The following is a 20,608-nucleotide window of genomic DNA, read 5'->3' on the forward strand; positions in this document are numbered from 1 at the left end:
ACGTGAGCCAGCCCAACGCATCGCCGACGCTCGACGGTCTGTTCCGCCGGATCCTGGCGCGCCAGCCCGATGCGGTCGCCCTGATCGACCCCGCCGACAAAGCGCGCATCACCGGACAGGCCCCCGCCCGCCTCACCTACGCGCAGGCCGACAAGGCGATCTCGGCGCTGGCCGCGCACTTCACCGCCGCCGGGCTGCCGGCGAATTCGGTGATCGCGCTGCAACTGCCGAACACGATCGAGTTTCCGTTGGCGCTTCTGGCCGCGCACCGCGCCGGCCTGGTCGTCGCGCTGCTGCCGCAGCTCTGGCGGCAGGCCGACATCACCACGGCGCTGAACCGCACCGGGGCGCGTGCCATCGTCTCGACCCGCTGGATCGACGGCGTCAGCCACGCCGATCTGGCGATGAACGCCGCGGCCGAGGCGTTCTCGATCCGCTACGTCGGCGGCTTCGGCGACGATCTGCCGGAGGGCATGGCGTCGCTCGACGTCGCCATGACCGACGACGTTTCGGCAACCATGCCGGCGGCCCAGGACGCGCGCCGCGCCGCGATCATTTCGTTCGACACCACGCCGGACGGCGTCCGGGCGATCCCGCGCACCCATCTGCACATGATCGCCGGCGGACTCGCGGTGTTCCTCGAAGGCCGGGTGCCGCAAGGCGCGATGCTGCTGTCGGCGCAGGCCCCGTCCTCTTTCGCCGGGCTCGCCTCGTCGATCGTGACATGGCTTCTAAGCGGCGGCACGCTGGCCCTGCACCATCCGTTCGACGAAGCGGTGTTGGAATCCCAGATCCGCGATCTCGGCTGCGACACGCTGGTGGCGCCGGCGCCGCTGGCGTTGCGGCTGGGCGAAACCGGCCTCGCCGGAATGCCGACGCTGCGCAACGTCATCGGCCTCTGGCGCGCGCCGGAACAGGTGGCCGCGAGTTCCGCCTGGACCGCTGTCCCTGCGACCTTCACGGACGTGTATCTGTTCGGCGAGGCAGGCCTGTTCGGCGCGCAGCGCGCCGAGACTGGCACGCCGGCCGCGATCATGCCGGGACCGCACACCGCCTCCCGCGGTCAGGCGGCGTCATCGGCAGCGGGCGAAATCCTGATCACGCCAAAAGGCACGCTCGGGCTGCGCGGGCCGATGGTCACGCTCGCCGCCTATGCGCCTCCGCCGCCACTCGGCACCCCGGTCTCGGTGCCGCCGCCCGACCATGTCGACACCGGGTTCGCCGCCCGGCTCGACCGGACCAGCGGCGGAATCTGCATCACCGCCCCCCCATCCGGGGTGATGGCCGTCGGCGGCTATCGCTTTCTGGCGCAGGACCTGCAGGAGTGGGCGAAACGGCTCGGCCAGGGCGCATTGCTCACCGCGCTCCCCGATCGCTGGAGCGGATATCGCCTCGCCGGCCGCGCCCAGGACAATGCACGGGCTCGTGAAGCACTTTCAGAGCTCGGTCTAAATCCTTTGATGGTCGAAGCCTTCCGCGACGGGCCGCCGCGCGGCGAGGAATCTGCCAATCGGCATTGACCTCGCATTAAGGGTGACGATCTAGGGTCGAACTCCGTCGACAGCGGAGGACCGGCTCTCACAGATGTCGTATCACGCGCCCATCCTCGTCGTTTCTGACGACGACAGCTCGCCGATGATGTCGGCCCTCTCGGAAGCTCGGTTATCTCCCGTGGTGACTGCCGGCTGGCTCGAGGCCGGCGGCGCCGTCGCACGGCTGCAGCCTTCCGCGGTGATCGCGTCCGGCGGCACAGACACCTCGCTCGGAATACTGGCCAAGCAGATCGAAGCGATCCAGCCTTACGTGCCACTGATCGCGCTCGATCCGCGGAGCGCCCTGCCCGGCAATGCGATCGGCTTCGAGGGGGACGATTTGGCGCGCCTCGCTGCCCGGCTCCGCGCAGCGCTGCGCGTCCGCACCCTGCACGCGACCACGCTGCGGCGGCTGATCGATGACGGCGACGTGCCTCGCACCCCGGACAGCGATCCGATCCAGGACGCCACCGTGCTGCTGATCGGTCGCGGCGCCGCTTTTCCGGCGTTGTCGGTCGCGCTCGGCGAACGCGTCGGCGTGGTCGGCGCGCTCTCGATCGAAGCCGCCGCGAAGCATCTCAACGCCCGCGACCTCGACGGCATCATCCTCGCCGAGGGCTTCAGCCCGCGCGTGGTCGATGCGTTCCTGACGGTGCTGTCCGAGGACCCGCGCTTCCGCAATCTGCCGGTGGTGGTCACGGTGCCTGCGCCCGACCATCACGTCGACCTACCCAATCTCGATTTCGCCCAGGGCGATCCAGAGCGCATCGTGGCCGACGCGCTGCCGCTGATCCGCCAGCACGCGTTCGAGGCGCGGCTCGGGCGCACGCTGCGATCGCTCGACGCAGGAGGCCTGATCGATCCGCGCAGCGGCCTGCTGACGCCGAGCGCGTTCGAGCGCGATTTCGCCACCGCGGTGTATCACGCCCAGGCGCGCGGCGGTGGCTTGTCGGTGGCGAAGTTCACGTTCAGCCGGGCGGACCAGCGCATGCTGTTCGACACCTCACGGATCGTCAGCCGGCTGATGCGCAAAATGGATTTCGGCGTGCTGCAGGCCGACGGCAGCATCCTCGTGGTGTTCGCCGAGACCGATCTGCGCGGCGCGCAGACGATCGCGCGGCGTCTCACCGCGGTGGTGAAGCAGACCGCACATTCCAGCCGTCGCGAGGGCCGGATCGATCCGGAGGTTCAACTGGCGACGTTGATGCCGGACGATTCCGTCCGCTCGATCCTGTCGCGCCTGACCAGGCTCGACACGCGGCGCGCGGCGTCCTGAACGTCGCGCCGGCGGCGGCCTTCAGGCCGCCTTCTTGGCTTCGGCCAGTTCGGCGAGCTGGCGCATGATCTCGGTGGTGCCGACGAGCCGCTCTTCCGGGGTCTTCCACACCTGGAAGAACACCACCTTCATGTCCGGCCGCACCTTGGCGGCGTCGCCATGGCGGCGGATGAAGGTCACCAGCCTGTCGGGATGCGCGAACGCGTTGTCGCGGAAGGTGATGACGACGCCCTTCGGGCCGGCATCGACCTTCTCGACATTGGCGTGCCGGCAATACGCCTTGATCGCCGCGACCTTGAACAGATAGCGTACCTCGTCCGGCAGCACACCGAACCGATCGCGCAACTCGGCGGCGAAATTCTCGATCTCCTCGTCGCTGTCGAGATCGGCCAGCCGGCGATACAGCGACAGCCGCACCGACAGGTCCTTGACGAAGTCCTCGGGGATCAGCACCGGCATGCCGACGGTGATCTGCGGCGACCAGCGGTCGGCGACCGGCTCGGAAACGCCGGCCTTGAGGTTGGTGATCGCCTCCTCGAGCATCTGCTGATACAGCTCGAAGCCGACTTCCTTGATGTGGCCGGACTGCTCCTCGCCGAGCAGATTGCCGGCACCGCGGATGTCGAGATCGTGTGAGGCGAGCTGGAAACCGGCGCCGAGCGTCTCCAGCGATTGCAGTACCTTCAGGCGGCGCTCCGCTTGCGCCGTGATGTTGTGCTGCGGCAGCGTGAACAGCGCATAGGCCCGCAGCTTGGAGCGGCCGACGCGGCCGCGGAGCTGATAGAGCTGCGCCAGGCCGAACATGTCGGCGCGATGCACGATCAGCGTATTGGCGTTCGGAATGTCGAGGCCGGATTCGACGATCGTGGTCGACAGCAGGATGTCGTATTTTGCGTCGTAGAACGCCGACATGATGTCCTCGATCACCGTCGGCGGCATCTGGCCGTGGGCGACCGCGACCTTCATCTCGGGCACATGTTTGTCGAGGAAGTCCTTGACCTCGGCGAGGTCGTCGATCCGCGGCACGACGTAGAACGCCTGGCCGCCGCGATAGCGCTCGCGCAGCAGCGCCTCGCGGATCATCAACGGATCGTGCGGGGCCACGAAGGTGCGCACCGCGAGCCGGTCGACCGGCGGCGAGGCGATGATCGACAGATCGCGCACGCCGGTCATGGCGAGTTGCAGCGTGCGCGGGATCGGCGTCGCGCTCAGCGTCAGCACGTGCACCTCGGAGCGGAGCTGCTTCAGCTTCTCCTTGTGGGTGACGCCGAAATGCTGCTCCTCGTCGACCACGACGAGGCCGAGATCCTTGAACTTGATGCCCTTGCCGAGCAGCGCGTGGGTGCCGACGACGATGTCGATCTGGCCCTCGGCGAGGCCCTTCTTCACCTGCGTCAATTCCTTCGGCGACACCAGCCGCGACGCCTGGCCGACATTCACCGGAAAGCCACGGAAGCGCTCGGTGAAAGTCTTGGCGTGCTGCCGCGCCAGCAAGGTGGTCGGCACCACCACGGCGACCTGCTTGCCGTCCAGCGCCACCGCAAAGGCCGCGCGTAGCGCCACCTCGGTCTTGCCGAAGCCGACGTCGCCGCAGACCAGGCGATCCATCGGCATGCCGCGTTCGAGATCGCCGAGGGCGGCATTGATCGCCGCGAGCTGGTCCTCGGTCTCCTCATAGGGAAAGCGCGCGCAGAATTCGTCGTAGAGATGCGGCTCTACGTGGAGCTTCGGCGCCTCGCGCAGATGCCGCTCGGCCGCGACCTTGATCAGTTCGCCGGCGATCTGGCGGATGCGGTTCTTCAGCTTGGCCTTGCGCGCCTGCCAGCCGCCTCCGCCGAGCCTGTCGAGTTCGACACTGGTCCCGTCCGAGCCGTAGCGCGACAACAGCTCGATGTTCTCGACCGGCAGAAACAGTTTGGTATCGTTGGCGTAGTGCAGCTCGACGCAGTCGTGCGGCGCACCGCCGACTTCCAGCGTCTGCAATCCGATGAAGCGGCCGATGCCGTGCTCGACATGCACGACGATGTCGCCGCTCGACAGGCTGGTGACTTCGGAGATGAAATTGTCGAGCTTCTTGGCTGACTTGCGCTGCCGCACCAGGCGGTCGCCGAGCACGTCCTGCTCGGTGATCACCGCGAACGCATCGGTCTCGAATCCGGATTCGAGACCCACCACCGCCAGCATCGCCTCGTTGCGCGGCGTCGCCTGCACGGTGCGCCAGGAATTGACGCTGGTGAGATGCACCAGCTTGTGGTCCTTCAACATGCTGGCCATGCGGTCGCGCGAGCCTTCGCTCCACAGCGCGATCACCACCTTTTTGCGCGCGGCCTGCAGCGCCTGCACATGCGCGACCAGCGCCTGGAACACATTGACCGAGGTGTCGGCCCGCTCCGGCGCGAAGTTGCGGCCGGCGCGCGCGCCGGCGTCGATCACTGACGAACCATCGTCCGGCACATCGAACGGCGTCAGCCGTGCCAACGAGATGCCCTGCAGCCGTGCGGTCCATTCGGCTTCTGTGAGATAGAGCTGATCCGGCGGCAGCGGCTTGTAGATCGCGCCGGAGCCGGGATGCTCCATCGCTTCGCGCCGGGCGTCGTAGTAGTCGGCGATCTGCTTGAACCGCTCGCGCGCGGCGTCCTCGCTCTGCGGTTCGATCGCCACCGGCGTGCCGGGAAGATAATCGAACAGCGCGTCCATCCGTTCCTGAAACAACGGCAGCCAGTGCTCCATGCCGGGATGGCGGCGGCCTTCGCTGATCGACGTGTAGAGCTGGTCGTCGCGATCCGGCGCGCCGAAGGCGGCGACATAGCCCATCCGGAAGCGGCGGATGGTTTCGGTGACGAGCTGGAATTCGGAGACCGGAACGAGATCGAGGCCGCGCATGGTGTGCAGCGTGCGCTGGGTCTCGGCGTCGAAAGTGCGGATCGATTCGAGCTGGTCGCCGAAGAAATCGAACCGCACCGGCTGTTCGAGCCCGGCCGGAAACAGATCGAGGATGCCGCCGCGCACCGCGTATTCGCCGGGCTCGCGCACCGTCGAGGCACGGCTGTAGCCATTGTGCTCGAGCCACGCGGCGATCGAATCCATCGGCACGATGTTGCCGGGCGCCACCGACAGCGCCTGCGCGGCGATCACCTCGCGCGCCGGCACCCGCTGCACCGCGGCGTTGACCGTGGTCAGCACGATCAGCGGCTTGTCGCTGCCGGCGAGCCGCGACAGCCGCGCCAGCGTGGTGACGCGCTGGGCGAGAATGCCGGCATGCGGCGAGACGCGGTCATAGGGCTGGCAGTCCCACGCCGGAAACTGCATGACGCCGACGTCGGGCGCAAAAAATTCAAGGCTGCGCTCGAGCTGCTGCATCCGCGGCCCGTCGCGGCAGATCACCGCGAGGCTGACCGCGGGCGGTTTCGGCCGCGCCGCGATCGCACGGGCGAGATCGGACACGATCAGCCCCTCGGCGCCCTCGGCGACATTGGCGAAGGTCAACGCCTTGCCGGGTGCCAGCAGCTCCGCGGGCGATCGCGACGGCGCCTTCATGCCGGGCCGCCCTGATGGCCGTAGGTCTTGATCCGGTCGAACAGCCCGCCTTTGAACTCGGCCGGCAGGGTGTCGGCATCGGCCACTGCGTTGTAGAGGTCGTGGTCGTTGAGCTCGATCAGCCGCTCCAGCTCGTCGAGCTCGGCGTCGGTCAGCGTGCCGATCTCGGCATCGGCGAATTGGCCGAGAATCAGGTCCATCTCGCGCGTGCCGCGGTGCCAGCAGCGGAACAGGAGCCGCTTGCGGCGGTCGTCGAGCCCGCCGCTCGATCGTGTCGTACCGGTCATCGTTGAAAACCTTGCTGAACGCGGAAAGCCCGGACGTGCCGGGCGAGCCTGATATAGCCCCCGGGATCGGCAATGTCAGCCCGCCGCGGCGCATTGCAATTGGCGCAAAATGCATCCAAGGCTGCGGGTCACATCCGCCCCAATCGAGCCGGCCCGATGCGTCCCGCTTTGCTCAATCCCCTGTTCGCCCCGGTCACCGGCCTCACCGGCGTCGGTCCGAAGCAGGACAAGCTGTTTCGCTATCTGCTGGATCGCGACGACACCCCGCGGCTGGCCGATCTGCTGTTGCATCTGCCGGTGAGCGTGATCGATCGCCGCTCGCGGCCCAAGATCCGCGACGCCCAGCCCGGCACCGTGGTGACGCTGGAAGTCACCGTCGACCGCCACCGCCCGCCACCACCCGGTCGCTCACGCGCGCCCTATCTGGTCTATGCCAGCGACGAGACCGGCGACGTCATCCTGACCTTCTTCCGCGCCAAGCCGGAGTTCGTCGAGAAGCTGCTGCCGGTCGGCGCCAAGCGCTACGTCTCCGGCACCGGCCAGCTGTATGACGGCACGCTGCAGATCGTGCATCCCGACCGCGTCGTCGACGAGGAAGGCTTCGCCAAGCTGCCGAAGATCGACCCGGTGTATCCGCTCACCGAGGGGCTGGCGATCGGCTCGCTACGCCGCGCGGTGGCGCAGGCGCTGACCAGACTGCCGGCGCTGCCGGAATGGATCAGTCCCGAGGTGCTGCGACGCTGCAGCTTTCCCGCCTTCGCCGAGGCACTGCAGCGCGTCCATATCCCGCATGAGCCGACCGACATCCTGCCCGACGGCCCGTTCTGGTCGCGCCTCGCCTATGACGAATTGCTCGCCGGACAATTGGCGCTGGCGCTGGTGCGGGCACAGCTCCGTCGCCCGGCCGGCACGCGCAATGCCGGCGACGGCCGGCTGCGCCACAAGATCATCGACGCGCTGCCTTATGCGCTGACGGCCTCGCAACAGGCCGCTGCCGCCGCGATCGCGGAGGATCTGCAGCAACCTGTGCGGATGCTGCGGCTGCTGCAGGGCGACGTCGGCTCCGGCAAGACCGTGGTGGCGCTGCTGGCCGCCGCCGCCGTCGCCGAGGCCGGCAAGCAGGCGGCGTTGATGGCGCCGACCGAAATTCTCGCGCGCCAGCACATCAAGACCATCGCGCCGCTGGCCGAACGCGCCGGCATGCAGGTCGCGATCCTCACCGGCCGCGAGAAGGGCAAGGAGCGTCGCGATCTGTTGGCGCGGCTCGAAGCCGGCGAGATCGACTTTCTGGTCGGCACCCACGCGCTGATCCAGGACGACGTGACCTACAACTCGCTGGCGCTGGCCGTGGTCGACGAGCAGCATCGCTTCGGCGTCCGCGAGCGGCTGGCACTGACCTCGAAGGGCGACGCCGTCGACGTGCTGGTGCTGAGCGCGACGCCGATCCCGCGCACGCTGGTGCTGACCTATTTCGGCGACATGGACGTCTCGGAGTTGCGCGAGAAGCCCGCCGGCCGCCAGCCGATCGACACCCGCGCTTTGTCCGATACCCGCCTGCCCGAAGTGATCGACGGCATCGGCCGCGCCATCGCCGCCGGCAAGCGCGTCTACTGGATCTGCCCGCTGGTCGAGGAATCCGAAAACGTCAAGCTGACTGACGCCGAGCAGCGCTACGAGTCGCTGCGGCAGCGCTTCGGCGATCAGCAGGTCGGTCTGGTGCACGGCCGGATGAAGGGCGCCGACAAAGACCGCGTGATGGCGCAGTTCGCCGGCGGCGAGATCAGCGTGCTGGTCGCCACCACCGTCGTGGAAGTCGGCGTCGACGTGCCCGAGGCCAGTATCATGGTGATCGAGAACGCCGAGCGCTTCGGCCTCGCGCAACTGCATCAATTGCGCGGTCGCATCGGTCGCGGCAGCGAGGCCTCGACCTGCCTGCTGCTGTACAAGGAGCCGCTCGGTGAGATGTCGGCGGCGCGGCTGCGGGTGATCCGCGAAACCGCCGATGGCTTCCGCATTGCCGAAGAAGATCTCAAGCTGCGCGGCGAAGGCGACGTGCTCGGCACCCGCCAGAGCGGCCTGCCCGGCTACCGCATCGCGCGCTCCGAGGTGCACGGCCAGTTGATCACCCAGGCCCGCGACGAAGCGCTGCGCATCCTCGAGGACAATCCCAAGCTCGAAGGCCCATCCGGCGAGGCGCTGCGCTGCCTGCTGTATCTCTACGAACGCGACGAGGCGATTCCGCTGCTCGGCGCGGGGTAGTGACATCGCGTGATGGTCACCTCGTCTTCACCGCCATGTTCAACGCCGTCGGGTGGGCAAAGGCGCGCCTTTGCCTACCCTACGAATTCACTTCACGATCAGGAGCCAACCTCAAGAGAAAGTCAGAATTGCCGAACTACTCGACCTTGTCCGGCGCCTTGATCCTGCGTCGGGCGAAGGCCGATTCCGGCTCGCCGGAGGCCTTCTTCGCGGCGAGCGCAGTGGCGGCCAGCGCCGCGATCTTCTTCTGCGGATCGGAACCGGGCTGCACCACGCCGGCGGACATGATCAGCGTGGCGGCCTCTTCGGCGCTCATATCGACACTGATGACCTTGCTCTTCGGCACGTAGAAGAAGAAGCCCGTGGTCGGGTTCGGGGCGCATGGCAGAAACACCGCAATGTGCTCGTCCGGGCTGGGAATCCGCGAGGCGACCTCTTTGTTGGGCGGCAGCGAGATCAGCACGATCGACCACATCCCCGGCGATGGAAATTCGACGAGGCCGACCTTGCGCAGGCTCGAGCCGTTGCCAGCGAACAGCGTTTCGAACACCTGCTTCAGGCCGCGATAGATCGCGCGCACCACCGGCATCCGGCCGAGCAGCCGCTCGCCGAGATCGACCAGGGTTCGCCCGATCAGATTCGCGGTGAGGAAGCCGAGCAGCGTCAGCGCGACGAAGGCGACGACCAGCCCTGAGCCCGGAATTGCGAACGGCAGATAGGTCTCGGGGCGGTAGTCCGGCGGCACCAGCGGACGGACGAAGCCGTCGACCCAATTCACGAACCACCAGGTCAGATAGAACGTGATCGCGACCGGGCCCGCGACGACCAGACCGGTCAGGAAATAATTTCGGACGCGCCCCATGAACCCGCGCGGCGGGTCCGGGACGGTCTCACCGAGATCCGGGCTTGGTTGATCGTTCATCGGGCTTCCAGGTCGAAAACATCCAAATTCGCAGCAAAGCCACGATGCGCACGTCCAGCCTAGCAGACAATGACCGGCCCGTATGGGCCGATCGCAGTGCCCTGCCCAGGCCGGGCCGAGCGCCGGCGCCGGATGGTCCCGATATAGGGGTTTCGTGTCGCCTCAACAACAGGCCGGGTGTGGATAGAACCGCCGCCTACGCCTATTCGACGGTCACCGACTTCGCCAGATTGCGCGGCTGGTCGACGTCCGTGCCCATCACGACGGCCGTATGGTAGGCGAGCAGTTGCACCGGGATCGCATACACCAACGGCGTGAACGCCGCAGCCATGTCCGGCAGCACGATGGTCACCAGCGACTCCACCGTCGCCTCCTCGGCCCCCTTGGCGTCGGTAAGCAGGATAATCCGGCCGCCGCGGGCCGCGACCTCCTGCATGTTCGACACGGTCTTTTCGAACACGCGATCATAGGGCGCAATCACCACCACCGGCATCTTCTCGTCGATCAGCGCGATCGGGCCGTGCTTGAGTTCGCCGGCGGCGTAGCCTTCGGCGTGGATGTAGGAGATTTCCTTGAGCTTCAGCGCGCCTTCGAGCGCCAGCGGATAGCTGGTGCCGCGACCGAGATAGAGCACGTCCTGCGACTTGGCGATGTCGCGCGCCAGCCGCTCGACCTGATGCTCGGTGGCGAGTGCGGCCGCCATCAGCCGCGGCAACTCGATCAGACCGTGGACCAGTTTCGTTTCGTCCTGCTCGGACAATTCGCCGCGGGCCCGGCCCGCCGCCACGGCCAGCGCAGCAAGCACCGTTAGCTGGCAGGTGAAGGCCTTGGTCGAGGCGACGCCGATCTCGGGGCCGGCCAGCGTCGGCATCACCGTCTCGCTGTCGCGGGCGATGGTCGAGGTCGGCACGTTGACGACCGACAGCGTGTGCAACCCCTGCTCTTTCGCGTAGCGCAGCGCCGCCAGCGTGTCGGCCGTCTCGCCCGACTGCGAAATGAAGATCGCCAGATCGCCCTTGCGCAGCGGCGCTTCGCGATAGCGGAACTCCGAGGCGATATCGATCTCGACCGGCAGCCGGGCAAACCGCTCGAACCAGTACTTGCCGATGTAGCCGGCGTAGTTCGCGGTGCCGCAGGCGGTGATCGAGATCCGCTGGATATCCTTGAAGTCGAACGGCAGCTGCGTCGGCAGCGCCACCCGCTCGGTCGACATGTCGAGATAGTGCGCCAGCGTATGGCCGACGACTTCCGGCTGTTCGTGGATTTCCTTGGCCATGAAATGGCGATAATTCGCCTTGTCGACGACGAAGGACGACGCGCCCGACTTCATGACGCCGCGCTGCACGATGTCGCCCTTGGCGTCGTGAACTTCCGCGCCCTTCCGGGTCAACACCACCCAGTCGTCGTCGTCGAGATAGCTGATGTCGTCGGTGAGCGGCGCCAGCGCGATCGCATCCGAGCCGAGATACATCTCGCCATCGCCGTAGCCGATCGCCAGCGGCGACCCCTTGCGCGCGCCGATCATCAGATCGTCGTGGCCCTCGAACAGGAACGCCAGCGCGAACGCGCCGCGCAGCCGCGGCAGCGCCGCCTTGACCGCATCCACCGGCGACGCACCTTTGCGCATGTAGCTGTTCACCAGATGCGCGACCACCTCGGTGTCGGTCTCGCTGGTGAATTTGGCGCCACCGGCTTCGAGCTCGGTGCGCAGCTCGCGAAAATTCTCGATGATGCCGTTGTGAACCACGGCGACGCCGTCGGCCACATGCGGATGCGCGTTCGCCACGGTCGGCTTGCCGTGCGTTGCCCAGCGGGTATGGCCGATGCCGGAATGACCGCTCAGGGGATCTTTCTTGAGGCAGGCTTCGAGGTTTCTCAGCTTGCCCTCGGCGCGCCGACGATCGAGACGGGTTCCTTCCAGCGTCGCGACGCCGGCGGAATCATAGCCGCGATACTCGAGCCGTTTCAGCGAATCGACCAATTGCTCCGCAACCGGTCCGCGCCCCAGAATGCCGATGATGCCGCACATGCAGTTGAATATCTCCCGAACGGCGACAACGAACCGCCGTCTTTGACATCTAGCGAGTTCCGCCGAAGCCGAGGTAGTCAATAATTATTGCGGATTGCGACAGGGTTAAGCGACGCAGCATTAACCAATCGCGGCAGCCGAAACGTCAGCCGGCTTTGGGTTTCTTCGCGCGCAGCTTGGCTTCACGGAACCGCGTTGCCCAGCCCTCGCGCACACTCTGGTCGTTGCGTTCGACCGCCAGCGCGTCGTCCGGCACGTTCCTGGTAATCACCGATCCCGAACCGATATACGCGCCCGCGCCGATCCTGACCGGCGCGACCAGCGACGAGTTCGAGCCGACGAAGGCGCCGGCGCCGATTTCGGTCTTGTGCTTGTTGAAGCCGTCGTAATTGCAGGTGATCGTTCCGGCGCCGATATTGGCGCCCGGGCCGATATGCGCGTCGCCGATATAGGTCAGATGATTGACCTTGGCGCCGGCATCGATCTGCGCTGCTTTGGTCTCGACGAAATTGCCGATCTTGGCGCCGTCGCCGAGCGACGTGCCGGGCCGCAGCCGCGCATAGGGGCCGATCGATGTATTCTTGCCGAGCGAGGTGTCGACGATGTGCGAGAACGAATGGATCACCGCACCGTCGCCGATGCTGACGCCGGGGCCGATCACCACGAATGGTTCGATCGTCACGTCCCGGCCGAACGTGGTATCGGCGGCGAGGTGAATCGTCTCCGGCGAGATCAGCGTCACACCCGCGGCCATCGCGGCCTGGCGCAGCCGCGCCTGCATCACCGCTTCGGCCTCGGCGAGTTGCGCCTTTGTGTTGATGCCGCGGACCTCGTCCTCGTCGGTCTCGATCACGCCGGCGACGAGGCCGCGTTCGCGCACGATGCCGACCGCGTCAGTCAGATAGTACTCGCCCTTCTTGTTGGCGTTGCCGATCGCGCCCAGCACGTCGAGCGCGATGCGCCCGTCGATCGCCATCACGCCGGCATTGCACAGCGTGATCTTCAGTTCGTCCGGGCTGGCATCGGCCTGCTCGCGGATCGCGGCCAATCGATCGTCCTCGACGACCAGCCGGCCGTAACCGGTCGGATCGACCGCCCGGAAGCCGAGCACCACCAGCGCGCCGCCATTGCGCAGCGGTTCGCGCAGGCGGGCGAAGGTCTCCGCCGAAATCAGCGGGGTGTCGCCGAAGGCGATCAGCAGATCGTCGGCGCCGCCCGCGACCGCCTGCTTCGCCGCCAGTACGGCGTGCGCGGTGCCGAGACGCTCCGTCTGCACGTAGATCTGCGCATCGGGTCGGATTCGTCTGGCCTCGTCGGCGACCGCCTGATGATCGGGGCCAATCACCACGGCGAGTTTGTCGCCTTCGCCATGCGGTGCTGCGGCCAGCACATGAGCCAACAGCGGGCGGCCGGCCACCGGGTGAAGCACCTTTGGTAGCGACGATCGCATCCGGGTGCCCTCTCCGGCAGCAAGTACGATCGTCAGGCTGGTTCTCGTCGTCATCTGCAATCCCACGCGGTCGAACTGCAGCCCTCATAAAGGGTTTTCAGTCCGAGGGGAAACCGCTTTGGGGGGAACGAAAATGCCGGGCCGGCTGCGTGGAGCGGACATTTCCCTGTTATTGTCGGCAGCGTGATTCGCTTGGGCGACAGGGGCTTCGAACATTCGGATGGCGAGGAACAGCGATGATCTGGCGGACAGCTTCGCCACCGACGAGTCGGGCGGCTGGCTGGCGCGTTTCGTGGCCGACGAGGAAGACCTCGACACCCGCGCCAAATGGCGGCTGGCATCATGGGCGGCTGGTTCCCTCGGCGCCCTGGTGATCGCGATCCTCGCGACGCAGACGGCCACCGAGCGCAAGCGCGACCAGGTGGCCGCGGTCGATCTGGCGCGACAGTCGCAGCAGATTCAGCGGGTCGCCAAGGAAAGCCAGAGCGAGGCCAGCCGGCTGGCCGCGGCGATCGAAACGCTGAACACCGATCGCGACCGGCTGTATTCGCGGCTCGGCTCGCTCGAGCAGGGATTGGAATCGGTGACCGGCTCGATCGCGCGCGTGCAGGCCTCCGCCAAGCCGGCGACGGGTCCGGACAAAGCGGTCGCCACGACGCTCCCGGATATTCCGGTCAAGGATTCGCCGGCGCCGCCGATCGCCGCGGTCGATTCCAGAGCCAGTTCACCGGCGCCCCCGCCGGCTCAGCCCGCTGTTGCCGTGGTGCAGCCGCCGCCCTCGCCATCGAAACGCCCCGCCGCCGCAGCGGCGGCCGAAGCCGCGCCTGCATCGGCCAGGATCGAACCGCCCGAGCCGCCGGCCCCGGTGGCAGCCGCAACGCCGTCTGCCTCGGCACCGGCGCCGGCGCCGCCTCCCGTTCAGGCGGAAGCCAAGCGGGCCGACAAGTTGACGCTGGCCGCGGCCTCCCCCACTTCCCCCTTGATGCCGTCCCGGTCGATGCTGGCGCCGCCGGATGCCGCCGCCGGCAAGCTGCTCGAGCCGCAGGCGCTCGCCCCACCCGGCACCCCGGACGCCGAGCCGGACTCCGACTCACCGGAAGAGACGCCGGTCATCGTACCCCGGACCGAATTCGGCGCCGAACTGGGTGGATCCAATTCGGTCGAGGGACTGCGCAATCTGTGGCGCCGGTTGTCCAAGGCTCACCCGGAGCTGAAGGAGATGCGGCCGATCATCATGGTCAAGGAAAACGCCGGTGGCGGCCAACTCCGGCTCGTGGTCGGCCCGCTCAATGACGCGGCCGCCGCGGCCAGGCTTTGCGCGACGCTCGGCGCCGCCGGCTGCGAGACATCGGTGTTCGACGGCCAGCGCCTGCCACTGATTTCGACGGCTCCGCCGTCCCGGGCGCCGCGCAAACGCCCGCCCAAAGTCACCGCAGCACCCGAGCCGCCGCCCCCACCGGAGCCGCCGCAGCCCGCGCCGAAGCCGGCATCGCTGACGACGTTTCTCGGCATCCGCTGACGCCGGTCGGAGCCGGTCCAGCGCGGCGGCTTGTTCGCAGCCGCAAACCGCAGCATAATCGCCGCATGAAAAAACACCCGTTCCGCCTCACCCCGTATCAGGTGCAGTGGCTCCTGATCGTCGGCTTCCTCACCGTGGGTTATGCGTTGTATCTGCGCTATCTCGCGATCGAACTCTCGACCGTGGGGCTCGCCTGCGACGCCGGGCTGCAATCGATGCTGTGCAAGACGCGGCTGCTGATGACCTACCTGTTCCGCAATTCCGTGTTCGGAATCGCGGCGGTGGTGATCGCCGTGCTGCATGTCATCCGGCCGTCGATCGTGCTGCTGACCGCGGGTCTGGTCGCCGCCGGCTTCGGCATCGTGCTCTACAATATCGGCCTGTCGGGGATCGCGATCGGGCTGCTTATTTTGGGATTTGCACGACCCGCGCCCGCCACAGCGTAAGCGCCAGCATCGCGTACACCGCGCAGGTCCACAGCGACTGCCAGTTCTTCGGCCCTTCGTTGAAGACGATGTAAAGCGCGCAGACCGCGAACACCCCGGCGAACACCGCCTCGGCGATCGGCCGCGCGCCCTGCTGCGGACGGTTCAGCAGCATCAACAGGAACAGCGGCAGCACCGCCATCGTCAACGACGCGAACGGGAAATCGCGATAGCGCGGATCGAAGGTGAAGCCGAGCGCGGTCTGGGCGCCGATCAGCGTGGTCACCACGACCGACAAACCGAGCGCATAGGTCAGGAACGATCGGTTGCGCTGCTCCAGCGGGCCGAACAGTTCGAGGAAGGTCGGGACCGCCCGGCCCACCATCAGCGCATGCGCCGCCAGAATCGGCGTCAGCACGCCGCTCGCCAGCAGCAATCCCCATTGCAGCCAGCGGCCCCAGCCGTAGCTCTCCACCAGCATCTTGTCGACGGCGATGCCGAGCAGCACGCCGCCCGCTGTCGCCGACACCCCCACGGCGAGCCAGGCGGCCAGCCGCGGCGCCCAGGGCCTGCGCCGCAGCGTCAGCATCGCGGTCGCAAACACCACCAGGCTGAGCGCCATGCCGGCGGCCATCGACAATTTCCACTGCGGGAAATTGCTGATCGGCACACCTGCCGGGTACTTCAGCGCGCGATTGTCGGCGTCGATCAGGCCCCAGTAACCACCGACCGTGCCCTCGAGATCGCGCTTCCACGGCTGATCGTAGGCTTCGATCAGGTTGACGCGAAAGTTCTCCGCCTTGGCGAGCCCCAGAATTTCCGACACGACCCGCGCCTGGTTGGTGCGCGACGGCAGCGCGCCCTCGCGCATCCGTCCCGCGCTCGGCCAGCCGGTCTCGCCGATCAGGATTTCCTTGGCCGGGAATGCGACCGCGACGCGCTTGCGAATCTGATCGACGTGCGCGGCGGCATTGCGCGCGCGAATCGGCAGGTCTTCCCAATACGGCAGGATGTGGATCGTGACGAAATCGACCGCCTCGTAGATCTCGCGATGACGCAGCCAGTATTCCCAGACATCCGCGTAGGTCACGGGCGTCTTCACCTGCGACTTCACCAGACGAATCGTCGCGGCGAGATCGCCCGCGGTCATCTCGCCGCGCAACAGCACTTCGTTGCCGACTACCAGTGAACTGATGACATCCGGATAGTCCTTGGCGAGACCGACGGCGACGGCGATCTGCGCCAGGTTCTTGGCGCGCTCGTTGCCGAGCCAGATGCCCTGCAGCACCTTCAGCCCGACCTTGCCGGCGATCGCCGGCAGTTTTTCGAGGCCGTTGTCGACCGAGTAAGTGCGCACGCATTTGGATATCTTGGCGAGCTGCGTCAGATCCTGCTCGATCTGGTCGGCGCCGATCTGCGTCGTCGGATCGAGCGGCGTCTGCGCGCCACGGAACGGCGCATAAGAAACGCATTCGAGCTTGTCGTTCGGATCGATCGGCGCGCGCGCCAGATCGACCGGCGTGGCGATCCACCACCAGACGCCGAAGATGATGCCGAGAGAAATCGGGAGAAGCGCCAGCGGCGTGCGAAAAGAAATGGGTTCCGTCCTCCAGAATGACCGTCGATTACCCGCTCGCAGGCAATCTGCCAAGGGCATAAGCTGACGCAACCCGACGCGCTCCAAAATGAACGCGCGTTAAGCAACGTGAATTCGCCGCCATGTCGTCGCCGATCGATTGCCATTGCTGGACAAATCGCGAAATGTCCGTCATGGAAAATCGTGCAGGGTCAGGCTGTATTCGGCGCAAATTCGGTAGCGTCGGGGCGGATGGGGATCGAGGCCGTTGTGATCCTGCCAACCAGATCGGGGACGCTATGCGACGAGTATTCCTTGAGTTCCAGAACGCGCTGTGGCGTGGCCTGGCCGCGACCGGACTTGCCCTGCTGATCGGCATCGGCGGCGCGATCGCCCAGAGCGGTGACCTGCGCGCCCAGGATCAGAACAACAAGCCCGCGACCAATGCCAATCAGCCGGCGCAGGCTCCTGCCGATGCCCTCAAGGAAAGCCAGCGCAAGACCGACGAGTTCGTCGAGGCCGCGCAAGCGATCAACGGGCCTGCCGGCAACCCGGAATGCGTCTGGCTCGGTCGCCGCGTCGTGGTGCTGATGTGGCGCGACGACCTCGACACCGCGTTCCGCCACCTCGATCTGTATGACCGCTTCGGTTGCCCGACCGGCCATATCCAGGCCTCGTTCCGCTGCCTGGTCCGCTCCGGCCCGATCGATCCGAAGGTGCCGGAAGGCCTGAGCGGACGCGTCCACGCCTGCTGGATCAATCCCAATGCGCAGCCTCAGCCGGCCGCGGCGGCGGCTCCGGCGACACCGTCCGGAAAGCCGGCGGCGAACCCGCAGCCTGCTGCGCCGGCAACGCCGGCACCGGCGCCGGGTCAGGCCCCATCCCCTGCGCCGGCCAAATAAGCCGGCGCAGTCGGAACGTTCTGATATTTTCGCGGTTGGCGTGCGTTCGCCCTTAAATCGCCACGGCGGCGTATGAATTGATCGCCGACGGGGCTCAGCGTTATGCTTGAAGTGCTACCGCCTTGGTCGGACCTCGGGGACGGGTCCGCTGACCAGCCCTCTGGCCCCCGTATGGTTTAGTGCGATGCGCGCCGTCGTCGCTGTTCTGCTGCTGGTCGTTGCCGCTCACGCTGGTCTCTGGGGGCTGCTCAGGGACAAACAGAAAGCTCCCGACTTCACCGGCATTCTGCCGAGCGTGTCTTACGCGCCGTTCGACGGCTCGGCGCATCCCGACGTCGACAACATTCCGAGCGCCGAGCGCATCCGCAGCGACCTGAAGACGCTGTCGCCGATGACCCGGGCGATCCGTCTGTACTCGTCGACCGGCGGCGTCGAGCTGGTGCCGCCGATCGCCAACGAGGTCGGCCTGAAAGTCACGGTCGGCGCCTGGATCGACAAGTTCAGCGACCGCAACGAGCGCGAAATGCAGGCGGCGATCGAGCTCGCCAAGCGCAACAGCAACGTCAACGGCATCGTCGTCGGCAACGAAACGATCTACCGCGCCGACCAGAAGGTCGAGGACCTGATCAAACTGATCCAGCGGGTGAAGAGCCAGGTCAACGTGCCGGTCACCACCGGCGAGATCTGGAACATCTGGATCGAGAATCCCGAACTGGCGTCCTCGGTCGACTTCATCGCCGCCCACATCCTGCCCTATTGGGAAGGGTTCTCGGACAAGCAGGCGGTCGATCAGGCGCTGATCATCTACCAGAAACTGCGCGACGCCTTCCCCGGCAAGCGCATCGTGATCGCCGAATTCGGCTGGCCGAGCGCGGGCTACAATCTCAAATCGGCGATCCCCGGCCCGTTCGAGCAGGCGGTGACGCTGCGCAATTTCGTCAGCCGCGCCGAAGCCATCGGGATGGAATACAACATCGTCGAGGCGATCGATCAGCCGTGGAAGTTCTTCGAAGGCGGCGTCGGGCCGTATTGGGGCATCCTCAACGCGTCGCGTGAGCCGAAATTCGCCTGGACCGGCCCGGTGGTCGACCCGGCCTATTGGAAGCTCGCCGGCATCGCGCTGCTGGTCGGCATTCTGCTGTCGCTGCCGATTCTGCAGCTCGCCGCCCCCACGGCGATGCAGACGCTGCTGTTGTCGTCGGCCGCGCACGGCGTCGGCGCCTGGGTCGCCACGGTGTTCGCCTATTGGACCGGGCACTACTTCCTGTTCGGCTCGGCCTTCGCGCTCACGCTCGGCATGATCCTGCTGGTGCCTTTGGTCGCGATCGCGCTGGCGCGGATCGAGGAAATCGCCGTCGTCGCGTTCGGCCGCAAGCCGCGGCGGCTGATCACCCGCGCGATGACAGACGTCCAGGAGAAGAAGCAGACCGCGGCGCTGGCCAAGGGCGAACCGGTGCGCTTCCCCAAAGTGTCGATCCACGTCCCGGCCTATTTCGAACCGCCGGAGATGCTCAAACAGACGCTCGATGCGGTGGCCAGGCTCGACTATCCGAATTTCGAATGCGTGGTGATCATCAACAACACGCCGGACCCGGCCTTCACCCAGCCGATCCAGGACCATTGCCGCGAGCTCGGCGAGCGCTTCAAATTCATCAACGCCGAGAAAGTCCAGGGCTTCAAGGCCGGCGCCTTGCGGATCGCGATGGACCGCACCGCCGCCGATGCCGAGATCATCGGCATCATCGACGCCGACTATGTGGTGACGCCGGACTGGCTGAAGGATCTGGTGCCGGCGTTCGACGATCCCCGGGTCGGCCTGGTCCAGGCCCCGCAGGAGCATCGCGACGGCGACCGCTCGCTGATGCACTACATCATGAACGGCGAATATGCCGGCTTCTTCGACATCGGCATGGTCCAGCGCAACGAGGTCAACGGCATCATCGTGCACGGCACGATGTGCCTGATCCGCCGCGCCGCGATGGACATGGCCGGCGGCTGGTCGAGCGACACGATCTGCGAGGATTCCGACCTCGGCCTCGAGATCATGGAGCATGGCTGGCTCACCCACTACACCAACACCCGCTACGGCTACGGCCTGCTGCCGGACACCTACGAGGCGTTCAAGAAGCAGCGCCACCGCTGGGCCTATGGCGGCTTCCAGATCATCAAGAAGCACTGGCGCCGCTTCCTGCCCGGCAACAGCCGCCTCTCCCGCGACCAGCGTCGCGAATTCGGTCTCGGCTGGCTGAACTGGCTCGGCGCCGAGAGCCTCGGCGTGGTGGTGGCGATCCTCAATCTGATCTGGGTGCCGATCGTCGCCTTCGCCGACATCGCCATTCCCGACAAGATCCTGACGTTGCCGATCATCGCGTCCTTCGTGGTGACGCTGGCGCATTTCGTGGTGCTGTACCGGCTGCGGGTGAAGATCAACGCGCCGCGGATGTTCGGCGCCATGATCGCGGCGATGTCGGTGCAGTGGACGGTGTCCCGCGCGGTGGCGCAGGGCCTGATCACCGAGCACCTCGCCTTCGCCCGCACCTCGAAAGGCGGCCTCACCCTGATGTCGGTCGAATTCCAGGCGTTCTGGGAGGCCGTGATCGGCGTGCTGCTGCTGATCGGCGCCGGCGTTCTGATCGCCTCGAACTCCTTCCGCCAGATTCACGAGATCTATATCTTCGCCGGCGTGCTGGTGTTGCAGAGCCTGCCGTTCCTGGCGGCGGTGGCGATCGCGATCCTGGAGAATTCGCGAATCAATTCGTTCCAGTGGTGGACCGACACCCGAATCCGTACCGCCGAGCTGATCGGTCTGCGCCCGGTGACGCTGCCCCCGGCGATCCCGGCCCGGCAGAAGGTCGCCCAGGAAATCCACCACGACGCCGCCTGAGGACTTTTCA

The 20,608-nt window shown here is 66.8% G+C and carries 13 protein-coding genes; 7 read left to right on the forward strand and 6 right to left on the reverse strand.

The window, feature by feature from the left end; genetic code table 11:
- The first annotated feature begins 2 nt into the window (after positions 1-2).
- A complete protein-coding gene (locus RPB_RS14345; RefSeq protein WP_011441735.1) occupies positions 3-1,520 on the forward strand; it encodes a class I adenylate-forming enzyme family protein in 1,518 nt (505 codons plus the stop codon).
- Positions 1,521-1,584: 64 nt separating this feature from the next.
- Positions 1,585-2,808, forward strand: a complete 1,224-nt coding sequence (locus RPB_RS14350) for a hypothetical protein (RefSeq protein ID WP_011441736.1) — start codon at positions 1,585-1,587, stop codon at positions 2,806-2,808.
- Between the two features lie 21 nt (positions 2,809-2,829).
- Here RPB_RS14350 and mfd read toward each other — a convergent pair whose 3' ends face one another.
- Both mfd and RPB_RS14360 read right to left on the reverse strand, forming a co-directional pair.
- On the reverse strand, positions 2,830-6,345 hold the full coding sequence (gene mfd / locus RPB_RS14355) for a transcription-repair coupling factor (RefSeq protein WP_011441737.1): 3,516 nt from the start codon (positions 6,343-6,345) through the stop codon (positions 2,830-2,832).
- Positions 6,342-6,632: a succinate dehydrogenase assembly factor 2 gene (locus tag RPB_RS14360; RefSeq protein WP_011441738.1), complete on the reverse strand. Its 291-nt coding sequence runs from the start codon at positions 6,630-6,632 to the stop codon at positions 6,342-6,344. The genes mfd and RPB_RS14360 overlap by 4 nt, the downstream gene beginning before the upstream one ends.
- Before the next feature lie 156 nt (positions 6,633-6,788).
- Here RPB_RS14360 and recG point away from each other — a divergent pair, with 156 nt between their 5' ends.
- Entirely contained in the window at positions 6,789-8,891 is a 2,103-nt protein-coding gene (recG, locus tag RPB_RS14365) for an ATP-dependent DNA helicase RecG (RefSeq protein WP_041798259.1), read from the forward strand.
- Between the two features lie 136 nt (positions 8,892-9,027).
- Here recG and RPB_RS14370 read toward each other — a convergent pair whose 3' ends face one another.
- From RPB_RS14370 to glmU, 3 genes are all read right to left on the reverse strand, one after another.
- Positions 9,028-9,813 (reverse strand): DUF502 domain-containing protein, encoded by a 786-nt coding sequence (locus tag RPB_RS14370; RefSeq protein ID WP_011441740.1) that lies wholly within the window; start codon positions 9,811-9,813, stop codon positions 9,028-9,030.
- A gap of 202 nt (positions 9,814-10,015) precedes the next feature.
- A complete protein-coding gene (gene glmS, locus RPB_RS14375) occupies positions 10,016-11,842 on the reverse strand; it encodes a glutamine--fructose-6-phosphate transaminase (isomerizing) (RefSeq protein WP_011441741.1) in 1,827 nt (608 codons plus the stop codon).
- A 145-nt stretch (positions 11,843-11,987) separates the two neighbouring features.
- On the reverse strand, positions 11,988-13,346 hold the full coding sequence (gene glmU / locus RPB_RS14380) for a bifunctional UDP-N-acetylglucosamine diphosphorylase/glucosamine-1-phosphate N-acetyltransferase GlmU (protein ID WP_011441742.1): 1,359 nt from the start codon (positions 13,344-13,346) through the stop codon (positions 11,988-11,990).
- A gap of 166 nt (positions 13,347-13,512) precedes the next feature.
- Between glmU and RPB_RS14385 the strand changes: the two genes are divergently transcribed.
- Together RPB_RS14385 and RPB_RS14390 are read left to right on the forward strand one after the other, a co-directional pair.
- On the forward strand, positions 13,513-14,811 hold the full coding sequence (locus tag RPB_RS14385; RefSeq protein ID WP_011441743.1) for an SPOR domain-containing protein: 1,299 nt from the start codon (positions 13,513-13,515) through the stop codon (positions 14,809-14,811).
- A 65-nt stretch (positions 14,812-14,876) separates the two neighbouring features.
- On the forward strand, positions 14,877-15,257 hold the full coding sequence (locus RPB_RS14390; RefSeq protein WP_011441744.1) for a hypothetical protein: 381 nt from the start codon (positions 14,877-14,879) through the stop codon (positions 15,255-15,257).
- Here the strand turns inward: RPB_RS14390 and RPB_RS14395 are convergent.
- Positions 15,217-16,893 (reverse strand): beta-1,6-glucan synthase, encoded by a 1,677-nt coding sequence (locus tag RPB_RS14395; RefSeq protein ID WP_011441745.1) that lies wholly within the window; start codon positions 16,891-16,893, stop codon positions 15,217-15,219. The genes RPB_RS14390 and RPB_RS14395 overlap by 41 nt on opposite strands.
- Before the next feature lie 218 nt (positions 16,894-17,111).
- Here RPB_RS14395 and RPB_RS14400 point away from each other — a divergent pair, with 218 nt between their 5' ends.
- Positions 17,112-17,714 carry a hypothetical protein gene (locus tag RPB_RS14400; protein ID WP_011441746.1) on the forward strand — a complete coding sequence of 201 codons (603 nt, stop codon included), beginning with the start codon at positions 17,112-17,114 and terminating at the stop codon, positions 17,712-17,714.
- A 184-nt stretch (positions 17,715-17,898) separates the two neighbouring features.
- The gene (locus tag RPB_RS14405) at positions 17,899-20,598 is read left to right on the forward strand and encodes a glycosyltransferase (protein ID WP_011441747.1); all 2,700 of its coding nucleotides are present in this window, start codon (positions 17,899-17,901) and stop codon (positions 20,596-20,598) included.
- Positions 20,599-20,608: the final 10 nt, after the last annotated feature.

Source organism: Rhodopseudomonas palustris HaA2, assembly GCF_000013365.1.
Lineage (GTDB): Bacteria > Pseudomonadota > Alphaproteobacteria > Rhizobiales > Xanthobacteraceae > Rhodopseudomonas > Rhodopseudomonas palustris_J.

Coding starts and splice junctions, on each gene's coding strand:
- recG (WP_041798259.1), top strand. CDS start 6,789: ATGCGTCCCGCTTTGCTCAATCCCCTGTTCGCCCCGGTCACCGGCCTC.
- RPB_RS14350 (WP_011441736.1), top strand. CDS start 1,585: ATGTCGTATCACGCGCCCATCCTCGTCGTTTCTGACGACGACAGCTCG.
- RPB_RS14395 (WP_011441745.1), bottom strand. CDS start 16,893: ATGCCCTTGGCAGATTGCCTGCGAGCGGGTAATCGACGGTCATTCTGG.
- RPB_RS14360 (WP_011441738.1), bottom strand. CDS start 6,632: ATGACCGGTACGACACGATCGAGCGGCGGGCTCGACGACCGCCGCAAG.
- mfd (WP_011441737.1), bottom strand. CDS start 6,345: ATGAAGGCGCCGTCGCGATCGCCCGCGGAGCTGCTGGCACCCGGCAAG.
- RPB_RS14405 (WP_011441747.1), top strand. CDS start 17,899: ATGCGCGCCGTCGTCGCTGTTCTGCTGCTGGTCGTTGCCGCTCACGCT.
- RPB_RS14400 (WP_011441746.1), top strand. CDS start 17,112: ATGCGACGAGTATTCCTTGAGTTCCAGAACGCGCTGTGGCGTGGCCTG.
- RPB_RS14390 (WP_011441744.1), top strand. CDS start 14,877: ATGAAAAAACACCCGTTCCGCCTCACCCCGTATCAGGTGCAGTGGCTC.
- glmS (WP_011441741.1), bottom strand. CDS start 11,842: ATGTGCGGCATCATCGGCATTCTGGGGCGCGGACCGGTTGCGGAGCAA.
- RPB_RS14370 (WP_011441740.1), bottom strand. CDS start 9,813: ATGAACGATCAACCAAGCCCGGATCTCGGTGAGACCGTCCCGGACCCG.
- glmU (WP_011441742.1), bottom strand. CDS start 13,346: ATGACGACGAGAACCAGCCTGACGATCGTACTTGCTGCCGGAGAGGGC.
- RPB_RS14385 (WP_011441743.1), top strand. CDS start 13,513: ATGGCGAGGAACAGCGATGATCTGGCGGACAGCTTCGCCACCGACGAG.